At 64.8% G+C, this 21,467-nt stretch carries 21 protein-coding genes and 1 riboswitch; of the genes, 12 read left to right on the top strand and 9 right to left on the bottom strand.

Features of this window, described 5'->3' with window-relative positions; genetic code table 11:
• The first annotated feature begins 87 nt into the window (after positions 1 to 87).
• Both CO731_RS08550 and CO731_RS08555 read left to right on the top strand, forming a co-directional pair.
• Positions 88 to 891 carry a DUF1194 domain-containing protein gene (locus CO731_RS08550; RefSeq protein ID WP_108606821.1) on the top strand — a complete coding sequence of 268 codons (804 nt, stop codon included), beginning with the start codon at positions 88 to 90 and terminating at the stop codon, positions 889 to 891.
• A gap of 132 nt (positions 892 to 1,023) precedes the next feature.
• On the top strand, positions 1,024 to 1,911 hold the full coding sequence (locus CO731_RS08555) for a lipid kinase (protein ID WP_108606822.1): 888 nt from the start codon (positions 1,024 to 1,026) through the stop codon (positions 1,909 to 1,911).
• A gap of 33 nt (positions 1,912 to 1,944) precedes the next feature.
• Here the strand turns inward: CO731_RS08555 and CO731_RS08560 are convergent, their stop codons facing one another.
• Positions 1,945 to 3,486: an MFS transporter gene (locus tag CO731_RS08560; protein WP_108606823.1), complete on the bottom strand. Its 1,542-nt coding sequence runs from the start codon at positions 3,484 to 3,486 to the stop codon at positions 1,945 to 1,947.
• 134 nt (positions 3,487 to 3,620) lie between these two features.
• On the opposite strand from CO731_RS08560, the gene CO731_RS08565 reads away from it, so the two are divergent.
• Positions 3,621 to 4,478 carry a LysR family transcriptional regulator gene (locus tag CO731_RS08565; protein ID WP_108606824.1) on the top strand — a complete coding sequence of 286 codons (858 nt, stop codon included), beginning with the start codon at positions 3,621 to 3,623 and terminating at the stop codon, positions 4,476 to 4,478.
• A 47-nt stretch (positions 4,479 to 4,525) separates the two neighbouring features.
• Here the strand turns inward: CO731_RS08565 and metA are convergent, their stop codons facing one another.
• On the bottom strand, positions 4,526 to 5,449 hold the full coding sequence (gene metA / locus CO731_RS08570; RefSeq protein WP_108609704.1) for a homoserine O-succinyltransferase: 924 nt from the start codon (positions 5,447 to 5,449) through the stop codon (positions 4,526 to 4,528).
• A gap of 51 nt (positions 5,450 to 5,500) precedes the next feature.
• A riboswitch (SAM riboswitch) is annotated at positions 5,501 to 5,578 on the bottom strand.
• A gap of 152 nt (positions 5,579 to 5,730) precedes the next feature.
• On the opposite strand from metA, the gene hisC reads away from it, so the two are divergent.
• Positions 5,731 to 6,843: a histidinol-phosphate transaminase gene (gene hisC, locus CO731_RS08575; protein ID WP_108606825.1), complete on the top strand. Its 1,113-nt coding sequence runs from the start codon at positions 5,731 to 5,733 to the stop codon at positions 6,841 to 6,843.
• A gap of 3 nt (positions 6,844 to 6,846) precedes the next feature.
• Positions 6,847 to 7,782, top strand: coding sequence for a prephenate/arogenate dehydrogenase family protein (locus tag CO731_RS08580; RefSeq protein ID WP_183262473.1), 936 nt, complete (start codon positions 6,847 to 6,849; stop codon positions 7,780 to 7,782).
• 96 nt (positions 7,783 to 7,878) lie between these two features.
• On the opposite strand, the gene CO731_RS08585 is transcribed toward CO731_RS08580, so the two are convergent.
• Complete coding sequence (locus CO731_RS08585; RefSeq protein WP_108606826.1) at positions 7,879 to 8,877, bottom strand: DUF2125 domain-containing protein; 999 nt, start codon at positions 8,875 to 8,877, stop codon at positions 7,879 to 7,881.
• 54 nt (positions 8,878 to 8,931) lie between these two features.
• On the opposite strand from CO731_RS08585, the gene CO731_RS08590 reads away from it, so the two are divergent.
• Positions 8,932 to 9,450: a gamma-glutamylcyclotransferase gene (locus tag CO731_RS08590; protein WP_108606827.1), complete on the top strand. Its 519-nt coding sequence runs from the start codon at positions 8,932 to 8,934 to the stop codon at positions 9,448 to 9,450.
• A gap of 71 nt (positions 9,451 to 9,521) precedes the next feature.
• On the top strand, positions 9,522 to 10,577 hold the full coding sequence (locus CO731_RS08595; RefSeq protein ID WP_108609706.1) for a trifunctional transcriptional activator/DNA repair protein Ada/methylated-DNA--[protein]-cysteine S-methyltransferase: 1,056 nt from the start codon (positions 9,522 to 9,524) through the stop codon (positions 10,575 to 10,577).
• On the opposite strand, the gene CO731_RS08600 is transcribed toward CO731_RS08595, so the two are convergent.
• From CO731_RS08600 to ftsE, 4 genes are all read right to left on the bottom strand, one after another.
• Positions 10,574 to 11,362 carry a 1-acyl-sn-glycerol-3-phosphate acyltransferase gene (locus CO731_RS08600; RefSeq protein WP_108606828.1) on the bottom strand — a complete coding sequence of 263 codons (789 nt, stop codon included), beginning with the start codon at positions 11,360 to 11,362 and terminating at the stop codon, positions 10,574 to 10,576. The two genes, CO731_RS08595 and CO731_RS08600, sit on opposite strands and share 4 nt — an antisense overlap.
• A gap of 107 nt (positions 11,363 to 11,469) precedes the next feature.
• Complete coding sequence (locus CO731_RS08605) at positions 11,470 to 12,090, bottom strand: YdcF family protein (RefSeq protein WP_245439686.1); 621 nt, start codon at positions 12,088 to 12,090, stop codon at positions 11,470 to 11,472.
• 185 nt (positions 12,091 to 12,275) lie between these two features.
• Positions 12,276 to 13,289: an ABC transporter permease gene (locus CO731_RS08610; protein ID WP_108606829.1), complete on the bottom strand. Its 1,014-nt coding sequence runs from the start codon at positions 13,287 to 13,289 to the stop codon at positions 12,276 to 12,278.
• Positions 13,282 to 13,941, bottom strand: coding sequence for a cell division ATP-binding protein FtsE (gene ftsE, locus CO731_RS08615; RefSeq protein WP_055973192.1), 660 nt, complete (start codon positions 13,939 to 13,941; stop codon positions 13,282 to 13,284). Before ftsE ends, CO731_RS08610 begins: the two co-directional genes overlap by 8 nt.
• Before the next feature lie 128 nt (positions 13,942 to 14,069).
• Between ftsE and CO731_RS08620 the strand changes: the two genes are divergently transcribed.
• From CO731_RS08620 to CO731_RS08630, 3 genes are all read left to right on the top strand, one after another.
• Positions 14,070 to 14,777, top strand: a complete 708-nt coding sequence (locus tag CO731_RS08620) for a hypothetical protein (protein ID WP_343207446.1) — start codon at positions 14,070 to 14,072, stop codon at positions 14,775 to 14,777.
• Between the two features lie 9 nt (positions 14,778 to 14,786).
• The gene (gene hpt, locus CO731_RS08625; RefSeq protein WP_108606830.1) at positions 14,787 to 15,329 is read left to right on the top strand and encodes a hypoxanthine phosphoribosyltransferase; all 543 of its coding nucleotides are present in this window, start codon (positions 14,787 to 14,789) and stop codon (positions 15,327 to 15,329) included.
• Positions 15,330 to 15,398: 69 nt separating this feature from the next.
• Entirely contained in the window at positions 15,399 to 15,800 is a 402-nt protein-coding gene (locus CO731_RS08630) for a response regulator (RefSeq protein WP_199914576.1), read from the top strand.
• Here CO731_RS08630 and CO731_RS08635 read toward each other — a convergent pair.
• Entirely contained in the window at positions 15,767 to 16,711 is a 945-nt protein-coding gene (locus tag CO731_RS08635) for a DMT family transporter (RefSeq protein ID WP_108606832.1), read from the bottom strand. The two genes, CO731_RS08630 and CO731_RS08635, sit on opposite strands and share 34 nt — an antisense overlap.
• A gap of 340 nt (positions 16,712 to 17,051) precedes the next feature.
• On the opposite strand from CO731_RS08635, the gene CO731_RS08640 reads away from it, so the two are divergent.
• Both CO731_RS08640 and CO731_RS08645 read left to right on the top strand, forming a co-directional pair.
• Positions 17,052 to 17,912 carry a LysR substrate-binding domain-containing protein gene (locus CO731_RS08640; protein ID WP_108606833.1) on the top strand — a complete coding sequence of 287 codons (861 nt, stop codon included), beginning with the start codon at positions 17,052 to 17,054 and terminating at the stop codon, positions 17,910 to 17,912.
• A gap of 96 nt (positions 17,913 to 18,008) precedes the next feature.
• On the top strand, positions 18,009 to 18,635 hold the full coding sequence (locus CO731_RS08645; protein ID WP_108606834.1) for a glutathione S-transferase family protein: 627 nt from the start codon (positions 18,009 to 18,011) through the stop codon (positions 18,633 to 18,635).
• A gap of 39 nt (positions 18,636 to 18,674) precedes the next feature.
• On the opposite strand, the gene CO731_RS08650 is transcribed toward CO731_RS08645, so the two are convergent.
• Positions 18,675 to 21,251 (bottom strand): TIGR02302 family protein, encoded by a 2,577-nt coding sequence (locus tag CO731_RS08650; RefSeq protein WP_108606835.1) that lies wholly within the window; start codon positions 21,249 to 21,251, stop codon positions 18,675 to 18,677.
• Positions 21,252 to 21,467 lie beyond the last annotated feature (216 nt).

Consider the following 21,467-nt stretch of genomic DNA (forward strand, 5'->3'; position numbering starts at 1 on the left):
CTTCACCTCACGAAGGGGTGAAGCCGGGGCACTTCCATTCCGGCGCCATTGCCGCGACACTCCCCCGGCCGACAGGGGTGTCCGTCGATGCTGGAAGCGCTGGCGATCGTCTTGTGCCTGGGCTGCGAATTGCCCAAGCCCCCGGCCGTGCCTGTGGCGGGCTTGTCTGTCGATGTCGAGCTGGTGCTGGCCGTCGACGTGTCGCGCTCGATGGACCTGGAGGAGTTCACGCTCCAGCGTGCCGGCTATGTCGAAGCGTTGCGCCATCCCGATTTCGTCGATGCGGTTCTGTCCGGCCAGAACGGCCGTGTTGCCATCACCTATTTCGAATGGGCCGGCACCGTCCGCGAGGAGTCGGTCGTACCCTGGGAGGTCATCGACAGTGCTGCGAGTGCTGCCGCATTCGCGGCCAAACTCGAGGCGCGGCCGTTCAGCGGCTTTCGCGGCACCTCGATCTCTGGCGCCGTCACCTATGGCGCGGCCCTGTTCGACCGCAACGCCGCCGAGGGCTTTCGGCGCGTCATCGACATTTCGGGCGACGGGCCGAACAATTTCGGCACGCCGGTGGTCCGGGCACGCGACGCCGCTGTGGCGCAGGGCATCGTCATCAACGGCCTGCCGATCCTGATCCGGCCGTCGCGCACGGCCTCCGAGCTCGATCGCTATTATGCCGAATGCGTCACAGGCGGACCGGGCTCGTTCGTCTTGCCGATCCGTGCCGCGGCGGAGTTCGCGATGGCCATCCGGCGCAAGCTGGTGCTCGAGGTCAGCGGCAATACCGACCTGTCGCCGGTCGTCAGGATCGATGCGGCCGCTCCGGTCGACTGCATGGCCGGCGAGCGCGACCGGCGGATCTATTCCGATCCCTATTTTCCCCAACTCGACCGGTAGGTTATCCCTCCTGATTTAGGGGGTGCATCTTAAAATAGTACGGTTTGCTTCCTAGATGACGCGGGACAGACCTGCCTTTCGACAACAACAGGGAATGCCCTCCTGACCGACGTCATCCACCAGAAACGCGCCGTGCAACATTCCAAGGGCAAGCGCGCGATGCTGATCGTCAATCCGCGCGCCCGCCGCGGCGGCGGCTCCATAGATGCTGCCCGTCAGGTGCTTGTCGATGCCGGCATCGACATCGAGGAAATGACGACCAGCAAGGATGAGAACGCCTCCGAGCTGATTTCGCGACATGCCGACCATTTCGACATGGCGATCGTCGGCGGCGGCGACGGCACGTTGAACAATGCGGCCTCCGGCCTTGCCTATTGCGGCCTGGCGCTCGGCGTGCTGCCGCTGGGCACCGCCAACGATTTCGCCCGCACCATGGGCATCCCGACCGATCCGGTGAAGGCTGCCGAAGTCATCGCCGCCGGTCATGAGACGACGGTCGATCTCGGCGAGGTCAATGGCCATCTGTTCTTCAACGTTGCCAGCATCGGCTTCAGCGCCGAACTGGCGGGCGAACTCACCGAGCACGCCAAGAAGCGCTGGGGCACGCTCGGTTATGGCATCGTCGCGGCGCGGCTGTTGATGCGCTCGCGGCTGTTCACTGCCTATGTCGACCATGACGACACGACCGAAGAAATCCACACCATGCAGGTCTCGGTCGGCAATGGCCGCCACTATGGCGGCGGCATGACGGTCGAGGAGACGGCGACGGCCGACGACGGCTGGCTCGACCTCTACAGCCTCGAGGTCGACCACTGGTGGCGGCTGCTGCGCCTGCTGCCCAGCCTGCGCAAGGGCACCCAAGGTCAGTGGGACGACGTCCGCGCCTTCAAGACCACCGAGGTGACCATCCGCACCAAGCGGCCGCGTCCGGTCAACACCGACGGCGAACTGGTCACCTGGACCCCGGCGCATTTCCGCATCCGGCCGAAGTCGGTGCGCGTGTTCGCGCCGAAGGGATAAGGCCGGGCGCCAAAAGGGCCCGGCCCTTGAGCGTCAGATTGCCGACGTCTCGGCCTTCGTCACGTCAGCCGACTTGCCGGCCCCGAACAGCGCGAAGCTGATCGCCGCAAGGACCCACACGCCGATGCCGCCATAAAGCATCACCCAGCCGAAGCCATTGACCAGTGCGGCGTGGACGACATCGGCCGGCACTTCAAGCGCGCCTTGCGAGCCCTCGAGCGAAGGCGTCGCGCCGCCGGCGGCGATACGCTCGGCAAGCATCCTCAGCTGGCCGGTGTCGTCAACTGCGGGCAGGGCGCTTCTCAGCCCCGAGAGGATGCCCTCGACCAGCACGAAGCCCATCACGGCAATGTTGACGGCGAGCGCGATCAGCCTTGCGCTGGTGTCTATGCCCGAGGCCATGCCGGCACGGCTGGCCGGCACCGAGCCGGTGGTCATGTTGGTGGCGGGCGTCGTCGTCAGGCCGAGGCCGATGCCGGCGATCAGTGCGCCGGGCAGCACGGCCAGGCCGCTTGCGCCGTCGACGCGGCTGCCTGCCCACATGGCGATGAAGCCGAGGCCGATGGTGAACAGGCCGAGAGGGATGACCGTGCGGGCGCTGGTGCGCAGGAGCAGATACTGGGCCACCGGCGGCATCACCAGGAAGGGCACGGTGTAGACGAGCAGTGCCAGTCCGGTCGCGGTGCTGTCGTAGCCAAGACCGACGGTGAAGTAGATCGGCAGATAGACCATGAACGGCCAGTAGCTGAAGTTCATGCCGATGCAACCGACGATGGCGCCGGAGAAATCGCGGATCCTGAACACCGAGAAATCGAACATTGGATGGGGATGCAGCCGCTCGACAGCGACAAAGGCGACCAGGCCGACCAGCGTTGCGGCTGCGATACCGATGGCGGTCGGACTCAGGAAGCCGAGATCGGCGCCCTGGGTGATGTAGAAGGTCAGGCCGAGGACCGTGGCGCTCAGCGTGGCGATGCCGAGCAGGTCGAGCTTCCTGGCCTGCGGGTCGCGCGATTCTTCCACGCCGCTGAAGGTCAGCCCCAGGCACAGCAGCGCCAGCGGCGCGTGGACCAGGAAGACCCACTGCCAGGCCGACAGGGCGACGATCATGCCGCCGATGATCGGTCCGAAGCCCAGGCCGATACCGGCGATCACGCCCCAGATGGCGAAGGCATTGCCGCGCGCCTTGGCATCGTCGAACTGGTTGGAGAGGATGGCGATCGAGCAGATGAACATCGCTCCGCCAGCCATGCCCTGCAGGAACCGGCCAATGATCAGCACTTCGGTGTTGGGTGCAATGCCGCACATCAGCGACGTTACGCCGAAGGCAATGACGGTAATGGCAAAGACAAGCCGGCGCCCGAAGCGGTCGGCAAGCGTGCCGGTGGCCATCAGCACCGTCGTGCAGGCGATGGTGTAGGCATTCATGATCCACTGCATGTCCTTGAAGTCGGCCTGCAGCACATGTTCGAGTGTCGGCAGGATCACCGGCACGCTGGAAATTTCGAGGCCGAACATCAGCGAGGCCAGACAGACTGCGCCGAGCGCTATGTAGTTTCTGCTTGCTTGGTTCATCTGGCACCTCTGCTGCAGGCAGGTGCGATGGGCACTGCCGTACTGTTGCTTTGAGCGTTCCAGATAAGCGACGCTTGTACATATAAAAATGCTATGCAATCCTATTTCAGTGATAACGAAATGGAATAAATGAGATGCTGTGGCTGGATGCAGAAGCGGTGCGGAACTTCGTCATGGTGGCGGAACTGCAGAGTTTCACGCGCGCCGCCGACGCTTTGGGTTCGACGCAGGCGGCCGTCAGCGTCAAGCTGAAGCGGCTGGAGGAGCGGGTCGGCCGCAAGCTGATCGAACGCACGCCGCGCCGCGTTAGGCTCTCGGCCGAAGGCGCTCTGTTCATCGATTCCGCGCGCGCGTTTCTTGTCGCGCATGACAATGCAGTCGCCGGCCTTTCCTGCGGCACGCGCCACTTCGCGCTCGGCATTGCCGGGCATGTCGCCGGGCCGGAGGTGACGACGCTGCTGGCACGGCTCAACCAGCATGACCCGGCGCTGACGATCGAGGTCCAGGTCGACAATTCGAGCAATCTGCTCGATGCCTTCGATCGCGGCAAGCTGGATGCGGCGATCGTCAGGCGCGAGGACGACCGCCGCGATGGCGAGGTCTTGGGACCCGAGCATTTCGGCTGGTTCGCCACTCCGGACTTCCATCATCGCCAGGGCGAGCCGATCCGGCTGGCGACGCTGTCGCGAGCTTGCGGCGTGCGCGACGTGGCCACGCGCAAGCTCGACGATGCCGGTATCCCGTGGGTCGAGGTGTTCGTCGGTGGCGGCTCATCGCTGGTGACGGCAGGTGTCGCAGCAGGGCTTGCGACGTCCGTTTTCCCGAGCAGGCTGGCGCCGCCCGGCACCGTCGAGATCAGCCGCAAGTTCGGCCTGCCGGCAGTGCCGTCATCGGAGATCGTGCTGCACACCACGCTGACCGACCGCCGGTCGCGCGAGGCGCTGCGCATCCTCGCCTGCGCCTTCCGCGAACACCGGGCATCGGCGGGGTAGGGTGCCAGGCCACGCCCGGATGCCGAGCGCGGCCATGTTGCGATCGGCTACCGACCCTTGCCGATGCTTTCCATGTCGTACTCGGTGGTCTGGTAGACCCGGTTGATCCAGTTGCCGAACAGCAAATGGGCATGCGAGCGCCAGCGGTTGAGCGGCCGGCGCTGCGGGTCGTCGTCGGGGTAATATTCGTGCGGCACCGCGATCTCGACACCGGCGGTCACGTCGCGGTCGTACTCTTCCTTGAGCGAGGTCGAGTCGTATTCGATGTGGTTGAACATGTAGAGCCGGTTGCCGGCTTCTTCGGCCAGCAGGCTCGGGCCCGTCTCTTCCGATTCCATCAGCAGTTCCAGGCCGGAGCCCTCGGGAATGTCTTGGGCACGGACCTCCGTCCAGCGCGACACCGGAATGGCGAAATCGTCCGAGAAGCCGGCGAGATAGGGGGAAGCGGGGGCGTTGTTGTTGTGCCGGAAGACGCCGAAGGCCTTCTGCTCCAGCGTGTGCTTCGGAACGCGGTGAAAATGCCATGCGGCCGCCATCGCTCCCCAGCAGATGAAGAACGGCGAGTGCACGTTGGTCGTCGTCCAGTCCATGATCTGCTTGAGTTCGTCCCAGTAGGTCACGTCCTCGAAGGGCAGCAGCTCCACCGGCGCGCCGGTGATGATGAAACCGTCAAACTTGCGGTCCTTCACCTCTTCCCAGGTCTGGTAGAAGGCAATGAGATGGTCCTCGGAGGTGTTCTTGGCCTTGTGTGTGCCGATACGCACCAGCGTCAACTCCACCTGCAGCGGGCTGGCACCGATCAGCCGCGCGATCTGGGTCTCCGTCCGCACCTTGTTGGGCATCAGGTTGAGCAGGCCGATCTGCAGCGGGCGGATGTCCTGGCGGAGCGCTGTCTGCTCGTCCATGACGGAGACGCCCTCGTTCACCAGTATTTCGCGGGCGGGGAGTTGATCCGGGATCTTGATCGGCACTGTTGCGAACTCCAAAAAAACAAAACCGGCATTGCTGTCGCAAAGCCGGTTTACGGATCGCAAACGGCCCTTTAGCGACTTGTTTAACGTGGCTGCAAGCCGACCGGCCAAATCACCACGGGTCTATGCCCTGCTATTACGCCTGGGCGCGGATTGCGTCAACCGCGACCCAATGGTCCAGCCAGGACCGCCGTTTCCTTCGGTTTTCCTCGACATTGGCGGCCCCGGGGGGTATTTCCGCTGCGGCCTCCATCCGGAGGCGCCAATCCAGGATTTTCGACATGACCAAGGCACCTGAGCAGATTCGCCCCGAACCCCGCGCCGGCATCATGGACATCGCAGCCTATGTCCCCGGCAAGAGCGCAGCTCCCGCAGGCGTCACCAAGGTCCATAAGCTCTCGTCGAACGAAAATCCGCTCGGCGCCTCGCCCCATGCCATCGAGGCGGTGAAGAAACTCGCCGACAAGATGGAGTATTATCCCGACGGGTCGTCGTCACGCCTGAGGCAGGCGATTGCGGCGACCCATGGGCTCAACCCGGCCAACATCCTGTGCTCGAACGGCTCGGACGAGGTGCTCGGCCTGCTGTCGCAGAGCTACCTGTCGCCGGGCGACGAGGCGGTCTACACCGAGCATGGCTTCATGGTGTACAAGATCTACATCCAGGCCGCCGGCGCTATGCCGGTCGTCGCCAAGGAAGACGCCGAGAAAGCCAGCGTCGACACCATCATTGCCGCGCTGACGCCGAAGACCAGGATCGTCTTCCTGGCCAACCCCAATAACCCCACCGGCACCTACGTGCCGTTCGAGGAGGTCCGTCGCCTGCACGCGGCGCTGCCGAAGAACGTGCTTCTGGTGCTCGACGCCGCCTATGCCGAGTATGTCCGCCGCAACGACTATGAGGCGGGTGTCGAACTGGTGGCGGCCAACGAGAACGTGGTGATGACGCGCACCTTCTCCAAGATCCATGGCCTCGGCGGCATGCGCATCGGCTGGGTCTACGCGCCGTCGCACGTCATCGACGTGCTGGAGCGCATGCGCGGACCGTTCAACGTCAACGCTGCGGCCATCGAGGCCGGCGTGGCGGCGATGGAAGACCGCGCCCATGTCGAGCGCACCATCGCCCACAACGCCCAGTGGGCTGAGTGGCTGGTGCAGGAATTCGAGAAGCTCGGCCTGCGCGTTACGCCTTCGGTCGGCAACTTCCTGCTGGTTCACTTCCCGGACGATGCCAAGCATTCGGCAGCAGTTGCCGATGAGTATCTCAGCGCGCGCGGGTATATCCTGCGCAGGGTCGCCGGCTACGGCTTCCCCAATGCGCTGCGGATGACCATCGGCACCGAAGAGGCCAATCGCGGCGTCATTGCCGCACTCACCGAATTCCTGAAAAGTTGAAAAATGTCCAAAGCCCTGTTTGACAAGATCGCCCTCGTCGGCATCGGCCTGATCGGCTCGTCGCTGGCCCGCGTCATCCGCCGCGAAGGAATTGCCCGCCACATCGCCATTTCGACCCGTAGCGCGTCAACCCTGGCGCGGGCCGAGGAACTCGGCCTCGGCGACAGCTACTCGACCGACGCCAAGGAAGCGGTGAAGGATGCCGACCTCATCATCGTTTCGGTGCCGGTCGGCTCCTCCGGCGTCGTGGCAGCCGAGATAGCGCCGGCACTGAAGCCCGGCGCCATCCTCACCGACGTCGGCTCGACCAAGGCCTCCGTCATCGCGCAGATGGCCCCGTACGTGCCCGAGGGCGTGCACTTCATCCCCGGCCACCCGCTGGCCGGTACCGAGAAGTCGGGACCCGACGCCGGCTTCGCCGACCTGTTCGAGAACCGCTGGTGCATCTTCACGCCGCTGCCGGATACCGATCCCGTGGCGCTCGAAAAGCTGTCGGAGTTCTGGCGCCGCTGCGGCTCCAACATCGACACGATGGACCCTGAGCATCACGACATGACGCTCGCCATCGTTTCGCACCTGCCGCACATCATCGCCTACAACATCGTCGGTACCGCCGACGACCTGGAGTCGGTGACCAAGTCGGAAGTCATCAAGTATTCGGCTTCGGGTTTCCGCGACTTCACCCGTCTCGCCGCCTCCGACCCGACGATGTGGCGCGACGTTTGCCTGCACAACAAGGACGCGATCCTGGAAATGCTGGCGCGCTTCTCCGAGGACCTCGCCTCGCTGCAGCGGGCGATCCGCTGGGGCGACGGCGACAAGCTGTTCGAGATGTTCACCCGCACCCGCGCCATCCGCCGGTCGATCATCGACGCCGGCCAGGAGGTCGACGTGCCGAACTTCGGCCGCGAGGCGATCGAACATCCGGTCAAGAACTAGGGAATAGCGAATAGGGAGTAGTGAGTAGCGAATAGTGACATGCATCTGCCGCACGGGCTGACATTGTCGCTATTCGCTATTCGCTATTCGCTCACCTCACTTCACCGCCGGCACCATGCCCAGCGGAATGAACCCCAGCGTCGCCTTGCCCTTGACGATCTTGAGCGGCAGGGTCGGTGCGTCGCCGAGAATTGCGAGGCCCGAGAAGGCGGCCTCGAACTGTTGGCGCTGTTCCGGCACGATCTCCGAAAGGATGCGCGACAGCTCGCGCGGGTTGCGGATCGTCACCTTGAGGTCGGCGTCCAACAGCCCGTCTTCAGCGATGGACCATGGCCCGCTGACCGCAGCACCCGCGTTGCCGCCGGTCGACAGCGTCATCGAACGGATCGTGCCTGCCTGGCCACGCAGGCTTCTCGCTTTGTCTGCAAGCAGCGCCACGCCGTTCTTGAGCGAGGTGTCGGCGCTGCCGTCCAGCGGCGGCAGCTGACGTCCATGCGTTGCCTTGGGGTCGATCGCCAACCCGGTGAAGGTGCCGGCAATATCGATATCGGGGCCGTTGGGACGCAGATGCAACTGGGTGTCCTCGGCGGTGAACAGCGGCATCGGCGTGCCGTCGCTGAATGATGCCTGGCCGACGAGCTTGCGCGTCTCGATCGACAGCCGTTCGGGCAGCGGCTGGGCGATGCGAGCGCTGGCATGCAGCAGTTCCCAGTCGAACTGGAGTTGCGGCAGGTCCGGCGCCGTCAGGCGCAGCGGCCCGTCGATTTCGAGCACCGTGCGCATCGGCTGGTAGACCTGGGCCGCGGTGCGCAGGCTGCCGGCGCTCACCGAAACCCGCCGCGTCGCGTCCTCGAATTCCAGCCTGTCGCAGAACAGGCCGATCCGGAACGGGAAGCCCTTGATCTCGGGCTTGGCGCAGGTGGCGGATACGCCGTCGCGGTTGACTTCGGCGATACGCCGGACCACTTCCTGCTGCGCCCGCTCGGCAAACCAGAACCACCCGGCGCTGTAGCCACCGAACAGCACGATGATGAACAGTGCCAGCCACAGGAAGCGGCGGCTTGAGTTCGGTTTCCGGTCCTGGCTTGACGTCATGCTAAAGCTCTCGCTAACGCGGTTCGACCGCGAACCACCAACAGGCTTGGCGATATGGGCGATTTTTGGGTTTTTGGCTATGGCTCGCTGATGTGGCGTCCGGGTTTCGCCCATGTCGAAACGCGCCGCGCCCGGCTGATGGGCTTTCGCCGCGCGCTGTGCATCCGGTCCTGGGTGCATCGAGGCACCGAGCAGCGGCCCGGGCTGGTACTCGGCCTCGACCGCGGCGGCTCCTGCGTCGGCCTCGCCTTCCGCGTGCCCGGAGATCTGCGCGACGAAGTGCTTGCCTATCTGCGCGACCGGGAACTCGTCACCAGCGTCTATCTCGAGCGCCGGCTCGCGATCCAGCTCGACCAGGGCGAAAAGGTGGAGGCGGTCTGCTATATCGCCGACCGCAAGCATTCCCAATATGCCGGCAATCTCGATGCCGCTCATGCCGCCGAGATCGTCACCGGGGCGGTCGGACAGTCCGGCCGCAACGAGGACTACGTCGCAAGCACGGTCGAGCACCTCAAGGCGCTCGGCATCCGCGATCACTGGCTGGAAGAGGTGGCGCGGCTCGTCGGCAAATGACCTGTCAGCAGCGAAAAATGCGTGCCCGATTTTCGGCGCACCAGGAAGCGGACTCGCGCTAAGCATTGGCCATGCTTTTCCAACGCCCCAGCGATGATACGCTCTACGATGCCCTGATCGCGCGCGATCCGGGCTACGACGGATTTGCCTATGTCGGGGTGCGCACGACGGGCATCTTCTGCCGGCTGACCTGTGCTGCCCGCAAGCCCAAGCGCGAGAACGTGCAGTTCTTCGACACCACCGCCCAATGCCTGCATGCCGGCTTCCGGCCCTGCCAGCGCTGCCGGCCGATGATGGGCACGGGTGCTCCCGAGCCGGTCGTGTCGACCCTGCTCGACGCGCTCGAACGCGAACCGGAGCGGCGCTGGCTCGAAACCGACATCATTGCGATGGGCTTCGATGCCTCGACCGTGCGCCGCGCCTTCAAGCGCCGCTTCGGCATGAGCTTTCTCGAGATGGCGCGGCTGCGCCGGCTCGGGCAGGCGGCGGAGCGGTTGGCCTCGGGCGACAGCGTCATCGATGCGCAGCTTGATGCCAGCTTCGATTCCGGCAGCGGCTTTCGCGCGGCGGTGACCCGACTCCTCGGCAAGGCACCGGCCAGGCTGCGCGGCAAGATCATGCTCAAGGCCGACTGGATCGAAACGCCCATCGGTCCGTTGATCGCCATCGCCGACCGGCACGCCCTGCACATTCTCGAGTTCCTCGAACGCAAGGCCCTGGCATCGGAGGTGCGCAAGCTGCAGGCTGCCACCGGCTCGGCCATCGCCTTTGGGCGGGCCACACCGATCGACCAGATCGAGGCAGAGTTGGGCGCCTATTTTGCCGGCAAATCTGCCAATTTCACCACCCGGCTGGCGCCGCAGGGCACCGCTTTCGAGCGTCAGGTCTGGGATGGTCTACGGCGCATTCCGGCGGGTACATCGGCGACCTATTCCGGTCTCGCCGCCGAGATCGGCAATCCGGCCGCCGTGCGCGCCGTCGGGCGCGCCAACGGCGCCAATCCGATCGCCGTCGTCATCCCATGCCATCGCGTCGTCGGCGCCAGCGGCGACCTGACCGGCTATGGCGGCGGCCTCTGGCGCAAGCGCTGGCTGCTCGAGCACGAGCGACGGATAACCCAGGGCTAGCCGACTTCGATACCCAGTTCCCTGAGCCGCTTCACCGCCGTGGGCGGCATCGGCGGCGGGTTGTCGGACCTGGCGGCCTCGATCAGGAATTGGTCGCAGGCGGCTTCGGTTTCAGCGACCAGTCGCGACATGAATTCTTCGCGGCTCAGCCCGGCAGGGATAGGCGGCAGGAAGCGCGCCTTGATGGTGCCGGGAAAGCGCAGGAACTTGCGGCGCGGCCAGTAAAGGCCGGCGACATGGGCAACCGGCACCACCGGCATGTTGAGTGCCGCATAAAGCTCGGCGATGCCCCACTTGTAGGCCGGCTCGTCGCCCGGTGCGCGGCGCGTGCCCTCTGGGTAGATGATCAGCTGGCGGTCGTGCTGCATCTCCTTGCGGGTCGCCACCACGACTGCCTTCAGCGCCGCCGAGCGCTTGCCGCGGTTGACCGGGATCATCTTCATCTTAGCAATGTACCAGCCGAAGAACGGGATCCACATCAGCTCGCGCTTGAGGATGTAGAGCGGGTCGCGCAGGTAGGGGAAGAAGGCAATGGCGTCCCAGAACGACTGGTGCTTCGGCGCCAGGATGAACGAGCCTTCCGGCAGGTTCTCCATGCCTGATATCTCGCTCTTCGTGCCCGCGATCTTTTCCTGCAGCCACAGGCTCGTGCGCGCCCAGAACTTCGGCACGAACCAGGCGCGATGGCGCGGCGACAGGAAGTAGTAGGGCGTCCACAGGATCATCTGGACGACCAGGCTGACATAGAAGACGAAGTTGAATGCCAGCGAGCGGATTTGGAGCATTGTCGGGGAACGCCTGAGGACGGAAGTTGCCGTTGGTTACACCAAGCTGCCGAAAAAGGAAAACGGCGCGTCGCGCCGTTCACGTCGATAAAGCTGAGAATGAAAAGCTAGTCGGCCGCTTGGGCCTGGACGACAAGCACGCCGTCGGCCGTCGGCTTGACTGGTACGATGCCGCGGGCAAGGGCCAGCAGGTACTTGTTGTATTCGGTGAACAGCACGCGGAACGCTTCGGGCTTGGTCAGCCAGCGGCCTTCGTCGAGCTTGGAGTTGACGACCGGATAGGGCTCGAGGCTGGCGTTGCGCAGCAGCCGTCCCATTTCCAGCAGGCTGCGCGGCATGTGGTAGTTGTTGGTGACGAGGATGACGCGCTCATAGTCGTGGCTGACGACCCACTTGGCGCTTTCCTCGGCATTGCCGATGGTGTCGAGCGCGGCGCGGTCGATGTCGACCCGGTTGAACAGCGACTTGTCGCTGCCGGTGGCCAGTTGCAACTGGTGGCGCGTCGCCGAGGGGTGGACGCCGCTGATCAGCAGACGCTCGCCCTTGCCCGCCTTGAGCAGGTCAAGTGCCGCGTCGAGCCGCGACTGCCCGCCGGTCAGGACGATGATGGCGTCGGCCTTGTCGGGGTTCGCAGGCGTGCTCATGCCGCTGACATGGACGGCAAAGAAGCCGAATCCGCCGGTGAAGATGACGGCGAACGTCACGAGGATGAACAGAATGCGGCGCAAAAAGATTGTTCTCCGGCGCGGCGAGCGCCCGGCCGGGTAGAATCTCGTTCCTGAAACCGTCCCCGATGCAGCGAGCGCGTTCTGTCCCATCACGAAGCCATGGTTAAGCAGGGAATGCGGCATTTACAGAGCCCCATTATGCACATTGCGTGACGTTTTGACATGATCCGTGATAGCGGCATGGTCTACATCCCGTCCGGCTGGTGCAGATCCATGTCGCCGAGGTAGCGAACCACGGTGAAATGCGACGTGGCGGCGGTCAGCCCGCCGATGACGGCGACGATGACCGCGACCCCGAGATAGCCGTTGGCACCAATGGCGAAGTTGCCGAACAGTGCCGTCGCCTGGTCGGCTTCCGGCGTCGCCAGGTTGCGCGACGACCACCAGGAAAAGATGATGAACACGATGACCGCGGCCGCGCCGCCGGCGGCCGCGCCCTTCATGCCGGTCAGCAGGAAGTGGCGGCGGAATTCGCTGGCGATGAAGCGCGCCTCGGCGCCGACGAAATGTAGCACCTCGATGATGTGACCGTTGCCGGCCATGGCGCCGCGCGTGGCAAACACCACCGACAGCACGGTCGCCGCCAGCATCAATACCAGCACGCCGGTGCCGATCGTCACAGTGGTGCGCGCCATCGCCACCAGCCGGTCGACCCAGGTGCGATGGTCGTCGAGCGAAGCTGTCGGCACCTTCGGCGTGATGGCGGCGCGCATGGCGCCGAAGTCCGGCGGGCTGGTTTCATCGATGGTGACGATAATCAGCCGCGGCACCGGCAGTTCGTCGATGTTGAGCCCCGAACCGAGCCAGGGTTCGAGCAGGCGGGCAGTGGCCTCGCGGTCGACGATCCTGGTCGAAACCACGCCGGCAAATTCACCGGCGATGCGGGCGGCAGTCTCAAGCGCTGCGTCCATGTCGAGCCCGTCGACCGGCTTGATCTGGATCGTGGCCTCGCGCGAAATCTGGTTCTCCCACACCGAGGCGGTATCGCGCACCAGCGTCACCGCACCCAGTGTCAGGCACGACAGGAACGTCATGATGGCGATGACCAGCACCAGCGCCCGGCCGGCGACGTTCTGCGACGGCACGATGGGTGCCGTTTTGCGTTGCAGGCGCGGAGCCGGCTGCTGCATCGGCGCATCTTCGAATTCGTCCTCGAATTCCTCGTCGTGGTCGCGGGTGTCGGCAGGAGCTTCAGTCATAGATGTCGAGCTTTCCGCCGGCGAGAATCATGCGCCGGGCGTCGACCTGGTCCATCAGGCCGAGATCGTGGGTGGCAATGACCACTGCTGTGCCGAGCCGGTTGAGTTCGATGAATAGCCTGAGCAGGCGTCGCGCCAGTGGCGGATCGACATTGCCGGTCGGCTCGTCGGCCAGCAGGATCTCCGGCTGCTCGATCAGCGCGCGGGCAATCGCGGCACGCTGCTTTTCGCCGCCCGAAAGCACTGGCGGCAGCACATGCATGCGTTCGCCCAGGCCGACCCATTTCAGCAGTTCGATGACGTCGGTGCGGTAGCTCGCCTCCTCGCGTCCGCGCACGCGCAGCGGCAACGCCACGTTCTCGTAGGTGGTCATGTGGTCGAGCAGCCGAAAATCCTGGAACACCACGCCGATGCGTCGGCGCATCAACGGCAACTCGGCGCGCGAAATGCGGGTGCGATCCTTGCCGAAAACGCTGATCAGCCCGCGCGTCGGCTTGAGCGACAGGAACAGCAGGCGGAGCAGGGTGGTCTTGCCCGCGCCGGAAGGCCCGCTCAAAAACTGGAACGAGCGCTCGGGAATGTGGAAGGAGACATCGCGCAGGATCTCCGGTCCCATTCCGTATCTGAGGCCGACATTCTCGAATCGGATCACGTGCTGCAGACCTTGGGTTTATCGATCCCGATGATTTTTCTCGGGACCCCGGTCGCCCGTTTCTATGAAACGACCTTGGGTCCGCATGGTTAACGGACGGTTAAGTTTCCGTCCGGGGTGGGGCTCGAATGCACCTCGGTGGCGAAGCATTAACCATTTCCGTTTACCCCCTCTCGGCAAAATGTCTAAGGGGTCTGATGGCTGAGCAGCGGAAAGCACGCCCGGTTTCCGGCGAAATCATGGCCGCCGACGCCCGCGACACATTCGCCCAGCCGATAGCTGTGGATTCGGCAGACATCGTCGACGCCGATTTCGAGGTCATTGAACCTTCCCATACCCGCAACGAATCAGCTGACGACCCGCCGGCCTTCCCCGGCTCGGCGGCTTCGGCCGGCGGAATGGAGATGCTGCGGGCGACAAGAGCATGTCGGGAACCAAGTCCCGTTCGTGGTGGTCCGATCTTCTGGCTCGCCGGCATCTCGTTGGCGGCAATGGCATTCTGGGTGTCCGGCGGCCATGCGGTCGTGCGTGCGGCGGCGTTTCCGCTGGCCTGGCAGGCCTCTTCCTTGCGCATTGCCGAGGTCACGTCGCGGGTCGACAGCTCCGGCCTTAGGCCGGTGCTGTTCGTCGACGGGGCTGCGTTCAACGATGGCAAGGCGGCTGCGCCATTGCCACCGATCGACATTGCCGTTGCGGCAAACGACGGCAAGATCCTTCGCTACAGGCTGGGGAAAGGCGCCGATCCGGTGGCGCCAGGCGCAAGATGGGCCTTTTCGAGCCGGCTCGAGGTGCCTATGAACGGGATAAAGATCGTCACGGTCGCTTTCTCGGAATAGGATGAAGTCATGCCAGTTGTGCGCGACAAGGAAATCGAAGTGCTGTTCTCCGCTTCGGCGATTGCGCGGCGCAATCTCGAACTCGCCAAGGATATCGCGGCGCACGACTACACAGACCTGCTGGTCATCTCGGTGCTCAAGGGCTCGTTCATTTTCGCCGCAGACCTAATCCGTGCCATGCACGATGTCGGCCTGTCGCCGGAAGTCGAGTTCATCTTCATCTCGAGCTACGGCGCCGGCACGACCAGCGGCGAGGTCCGCGTGCTGCGCGACATCGACAACGAGGTCAAAGGCCGCGATGTGCTGCTGATCGACGATATCCTCGAATCGGGCAAGACGCTGAAGTTCACCCGCGAGCTGATGATGTCGCGCGGCGCCAAGAGCTGCTCGATCGCCGTGCTGCTCGACAAGCGCATGCGCCGCAAGACCGACCTTGATGCCGATTATGTCGGTTTCGACTGCCCGGATTATTTCGTCGTCGGCTACGGCATGGATGTCGCGCACGCATTCCGCGAGCTGCCTTTCGTCGGCGTGGTCAAGGGCGACGCCTGATCCCGCGACGGGGCACAAATCTCGCCGGCCTTCAGAAATCGTCAACCTGTCGCGGCAAATATCGCCGCCATGGCAAAGCTTCTGATCGTTGAGGACGACGAGTCCGTCCGTACCCTCGCTGCCCGCGCGCTCGAACGCGCCGGCCATATTGTCGATGTCGCCTGCGACGGTGCGCAGGGGCTCGACTGCATCCATGCCGAAAAGGGCGTCTACGACCTTGTCGTCTCCGACATCCGCATGCCGGAGATGGACGGCATCGAGATGGCGCAGTTGGCGGCACGCTCCTTCCCCGGGCTGCCGATCCTTTTGATGACAGGCTACGCCGACCAGCGTGAACGCGCCGAGGAGCTCGAAGCGATCATCATCGATGTCGTGCAGAAGCCGTTCACGCTTGCCGACATCCGTGATCGGGTGTCGCTGGCATTGGCAAGGACGGGTCAGTCGGCCGCGGCATTCGCCGGCGCCGCCTGAGGCGACCGGCCGCCGACATTCAGCGCGAAGATGCCGGCGCCGACGATCAACAGGGCGCCGATGACGGTTCCGCTGTCCGGAATCTCGGTGAAGAACAGGAACCCCCACAGGGGCGCCCATAGCAGGCCGGTATATTCGAACGTCGCCGCCTTGTTGGCGGGCGTAAGCCGGTAGGCCTGGCCCAGCAGGATCATGCCGACCGCGGCAATGACGCCGCAGGCCCCCATCATCAGGAAATCGCGCAGGCTCGGCCAGACCCAGGGACGCATCAGGAAGTCGAGGCTGGGGTGGCCCGTCTGGGTGAAGTCGGTTGCCGAGAACGTGGCGCCGATCGCGACCGCGCCGACGAGATAGGCGGCGTTCTGGTAGAAGGCCATGGTGGTGGCGCTTTCGGTCACCCCGATCTTGCGCGCCATCAGCTGCGAGAAGCCATAGAGGAAGGCCGAGACCAGCGACAGCAGCGCGGCCCATTCGAAAATTCCGGCACCCGGATTGACCATCACGATGACGCCGAGCAGGCCGACAGCGCCGGCAACGAGGCTCTGCCACGGCACCCGTTCGCCGAGATAGGGGCCTGCCATCGTCATGATCAGCAGCGGTGCCAGGAAAAACAGTGCCGCGGCATCGGCGATCGGCAGGGCGGGGATCGCCAGGTAGTAGGCGCAGTAGGAGATGAACAGGATCGACGAGCGTGTCGCCAGGAAGCGCCAGTTCGGTGACGCCAGCGCGCCCAGGCCAACATCACGATGTACGAGAAAAAGCAGGATCGGCAGGGCCACGACGGCGCGGATCAGCAGCGCTTGGCTGACCGGATAGGTGCCGGCCACGGCCTTGATCAGCGCATCCTGGATCGAAAACACCAGCACGCCCAGGCACAGGCACAGGATGCCGAGAAGCGTTCTGTTCTGCATGGTCTCCGTCGGCCTGTCGCATGAGATCGTCGGACAGTTCTACCGCGAGACGCGGCGGATAGAGAGCGCTTGTCGCAGCCGGCTGTTGGTCCAGCGGTCTACAGCTTTGCGCGTCCCATCGGACGCGCAAAGGACGTCGCAGCATTTTGAATCGGGCAAAAAAATACCCGCCGTGAAAACCGCGGCGGGTGAAAGTGAGGACGGTACTTACCAGTCCGTAGCCGCATCTAACGGCCACCTTCCAATGGGTAGGCGGACTATCCATTGGCGTTTGACACGATGCAAACGAATTGGAATGATGGCAGTCATTAGAATTCTTTATGACTGGTGGTGCAGGACGATGACCGTTCGCCTCGACAGCGACCTCTTGCGTACGTTCCTGGCGGTCGCGGACAGCGGCAATTTCACCCGTGCTGCGGAGACCGTCGGGCGTACGCAGTCGGCGATCAGCATGCAGATCAAGCGGCTCGAGGAGGTCGTCGGCGACGTCCTGTTCGAGCGTGGCGCGCGCGGCGTGACACTGACGCAGCGCGGCGGTGATCTTGTCGACAACGCACGCCGCATCGTCACCCTGCTCGACGAAACGGCCTCATCGATGCGGTCGGCGCCGCTTGGCGGCCCGGTCCGGATCGGCCTGCCGGAGGAGTACGGACAGCCCGTCCTGTCGCGTGCGCTGGGAGCATTCGCCAAGCGCCACGCCCAGGTGGAAGTGACGGTCCGATTCGGCTACTCGGTCTCCCAACTGGCTGCACTTGCGGCTGGAGAGCTTGATCTGGCGGTGGTTTTCGAATGGCAGGCGCCTACGGGCGTCGAGGTGCTGATGCATGACCCGACTGTCTGGGTCACCTCGAATCATCATGACCTGCATCGGGAACGGCCCTTGCCGGTCGCCATCTACACCCGCGAGGGCTGGTGTCGCGAATTGGCACTCCGCTCGCTCGAACAGCGCGGCATCGACTACCGGTTCGCCTACACTAGCGACACCACGAACGGGCTGACCCTTGCCGTCACTGCCGGCCTGGGCGTGGCGCCGATCGCGCGCAGCAATATCCCGGCCGACTGCCGGGAGTTGACGGAAGCCGAAGGCTTCGGCCCGATCGATACGACAAGGGTCGTGCTGCATCGTAACCCGCGCGCCATCAGCGAAGCCGTCGACGCCATGGCGGACGCCATCCGCGACGCTTTCCATCAGCGCCGCTGATCCCGGGTCGGATGGAGGGCTCCTGCCATCCATCCTGACAAAGTGCTGTCAGGAGGGCAGTGCTATGGTGGTGCCATCTGAAGCGAGGAGGAAGCCATGATCATTTTCTACCATGCTCCGTGGTCGCGCGCGTCGAACATGCTGTGGCTGCTCGAGGAACTCGGCGCGCCCTACCAGATCGAGAAGGTCGATATCCGCGCGCCTGGCGGGGTGCCTGAGGAATACCGGTCGATCCAGCCCAACAAGAAGGTCCCGGCGATCGTCCATGACGGCGTCGTGGTCACCGAGCGGGCGGCGATCTGCACCTATCTCTGCGACGCCTTTCCCGAAGCGGGTCTCGCGCCCGCTATCGGCGACAAGATGCGCGCAGCGTACCTGACCTGGCTTGTCTATGCGGATGGGGTGTTCGACCCGGTCCTGGCGGCCAAGGCGCATGGCCACGAGTTCATGGGCAGCGGCTATTCCTACGGTTCGTTCAGCGAAATGATCGCCAATCTGGAACGCACGCTGTCGTCGCGGCCCTACATCGCCGGCGACCGCTTCACCGCGGCCGACACCCAGATCGGTGGCGGCATCAACTTTGGCACTCAGGTGCTGAAGGTCCTGCCCGAGAAGCCGGTGTTCAAGGAATATCTCGACAGGCTGACCGCCCGGCCGGCCTTCCAGCGCGCCAGCCAGAAGGATTTCGCCATGGCGCGCGAAGCGGGGATGGTTCCAGGCTGAAGATCCCCGATCTGATGCAGCCGGCCAAGCGGAGGCCGGCTACTTCAACTCGAGCAGCCGTTCGAGATAGCTGCGCTCCAGCTCGGGGCTGAGCGCGTTGCCGAGCCGCTTGCGGATGGCGTCGAGGATCTGGCGCGCGCGCTGGACGTCGATCTCGTCGGGCACCTTCACCGAATCGCCGAAATCGGGGCCGGTGGTGGCGCGCGGACGGCCCAGGGGGTCGCGGTCGGCGTTCTGCTGGCGGCCGCCTTCCTCGCTGCCGCCCTGGTCGCCCTGCATGGCCTGCATCTGCTGCATCATGTCCTGCGCGCCCTTGCGCAGGGCTTCCAGCGCGCGGCCCTGGTGGCCGACGGCGCGGTCGCCTTCGCCCTTGCCGAGTGCACCCTCGGCCTGGTTCATCGATTCGCCGGCATCGCCGAAACCTTCGCCCGGCTTGATGCCCATGCCTTCGAGGCCCTTCATCAGCGCTTCGAGGTCCTTCTCCAACTGGCCCTGGCCCTGCTGCAATTGCTTGAGCGCGTCGGCAAACTCCTGAGGCGTCATCGGCCGGCCCTGCTGGCCTTCGCCTTGCTGGCCCTGTTGCTGCTGCTGGCCGGGCTCGCCATTCTCGCCGAACGGGTCGTCCTGCTGCTGCTGGCCACGCTGCATCTGGTCCATGCGGAACGTCTCGTTCATCATCTCCTGCTGGCGCCGCATGATCTCGCCGAGCTTGTCCATCTGCTGGCGCATCTCGGAGTTCTGCTGGCCCTGCTGGCCTTGCTGGCGCCGGCCGGCCTGCAGGTTGTTCATCATGTCCTGCAACTGCGACAGCAACTCGCGGGCCTGGTCGCGGTTGCCCGATTTGGCCAGGTTCTCGATCTGGTCGAGTATGCGCTGCAGGTCGCTCTGGCGCAGCTCCTGACCGGGCGTCTGGTTCTGCGCGGTCTGGTTCTGCTGGTTGCGTTCGGCAAACTCGCGCAGGAAGTCGTTCATGGCTTCGCGCAGCTCGGCCATCAGCTTGTCGATCTCATCGTCGCTGGCACCGCGCTCCAGCGCGTCCTGCAAGGCTTGCTGGGCCTGGCGCAGGCGTTTCTCCGCCGCCGACAGGTCGCCTTCCTCTATGCCAAGCGCGACCTGCCAGAGATAGGTCACGACCTCGCGCAACTGGTCGTCGGAGCCGGCCATCTTCAGCCGCGCACGAGCACTCATGAGGGCGAGATAGTGCGAGAGGTTATCGATCGTGTCTTCGGGCCTCAGCGTGATGGCGTCCATCAACTCGAGCACGCGCGGCTTGGCGTTGGCGTCGAGCGCCAGCAGCCGGCGCTGCTCGATCACCGCCCGGGCCAGCGGGTTGGTGAAGGGCTTTTCGGGCAGGATGATCGTCTTGGTTTCGCTTTTCGCTTCCTGGCCGGCGTCGTCCACTGCCTGCAGCGTGAGCCTGACGGAGGCGCCGGCCCAGACATGCTCGGTCAGGTCGCGCGTTGCCTTCACAGGCTTCTTCGCGGCGCCGCGGCGCGGCAGTGAAAGCGGCATTTCGGGTGCGCCGTAGAGCGGGCGCGCATCCGGCGCCTGGTCCTCGGCAAGGGCGAAATCGGCCTTGGCCGAAGCGGCGCCGTAGTCGTCTTCGATGTTGTAGGTCAGTTCCAGCGTACCGTTGACGGCGCGCTTGGGCTCGCCGACGAAGCTGATCTTCGGCACATTGTCCGCGACGACGGTGAAGGCCCAGCTGTCCAGCTCGTCGTTGCCGGATTTCAGCGTAAGCCGGCCCTCGGTGGTCAGCTTGTCGGCAAACTGCCGCACGGCGGCAACCGGGCCTGTCATTGCCGGCTTGGCCGGATCGGCGTTGGCTCCGCTCGGCGCAATGTCACGGACCTCGCCTTTGGCATTGGTGTAGGCAAGCGTTTCCTCGCCGCTGCCGCCGGTCACCCGCAACGACAGTTCGCTGCCTTCCGGCACGCTGATGACGGGAACGTCCTTGCTGGCGTCGGCGGTCAGGAAGATCGGTGCCTTGCCGGTGTAGGTCGGCGGCGTCACCCAGGCGTCGATGCGCGGCGGAACGGCGTCGCGCGCCGCATGCGCCCGGAAGGCGTCGCCCAGCCGGCCGCCCATCGGGCCGAACGAGAAGGCGAAGGCACAGACCAGCAGCAGTGCCGCCGCCGCCCGCAGCGCCCAGGGGTCGCGCTCCGGCACGTTGGTGCGCGGCATGTCGCCGCCAAGGGTGCCCAGCCGCTCGGCCATGCGCTTTTGGTGCTCGCGCCACAGGGCGTCGGCAAACCCGTCCGCCTTGCCCGATGGCCGGTCGGTCTGGACCTGCACCGGCGCGTGCAGCAGCTGGTTGGCGCGTTCGAGGCGGCTGTCGATCTCGGACCAGGAAGGGAGGCGGAAAAACCGCAGGGGATAGAGCGACGCGAGCCCGGCGATGGCGAAGGCCACGATCAGCGCCAGTCGCGCCATGTCGGGCAACAGGCGGAACAGGCCGAGCCATGACAGGCTGAGGAACAGGCTGGCCGTGACAAGCAGCGGCAGCACCAGCGGCCAGCCACGCTCGACGATCATGGTCGCGCCTATGACCAGGCGTGTCCTGCCCAGTCTGGCGGCGATGTCGCGATGCAGAGCTGATCTGGTCGGTTCCGTCATCGGCCCTTCCGCTTGGGCGGCGCGGGATGCGGCCACCTGCCTATGGCAGAATACCATCAATCACGGCGAAGGCGAGGCGACCAACGCAATCGTGAAATAGCCACCCAGGTTTATCTTCGCTGATTGTTGATCGAGTTAGTGCGGTTGCTCGATCGTGCGTCCTTCGACAAGCTTAGGATGAGGACCGTTGGTGCTGGTGGCGCTCACGTTGAAAGA

The organism is Aminobacter sp. MSH1 (genome assembly GCF_003071665.1).
Classification (GTDB): Bacteria; Pseudomonadota; Alphaproteobacteria; order Rhizobiales; family Rhizobiaceae; genus Aminobacter; species Aminobacter niigataensis.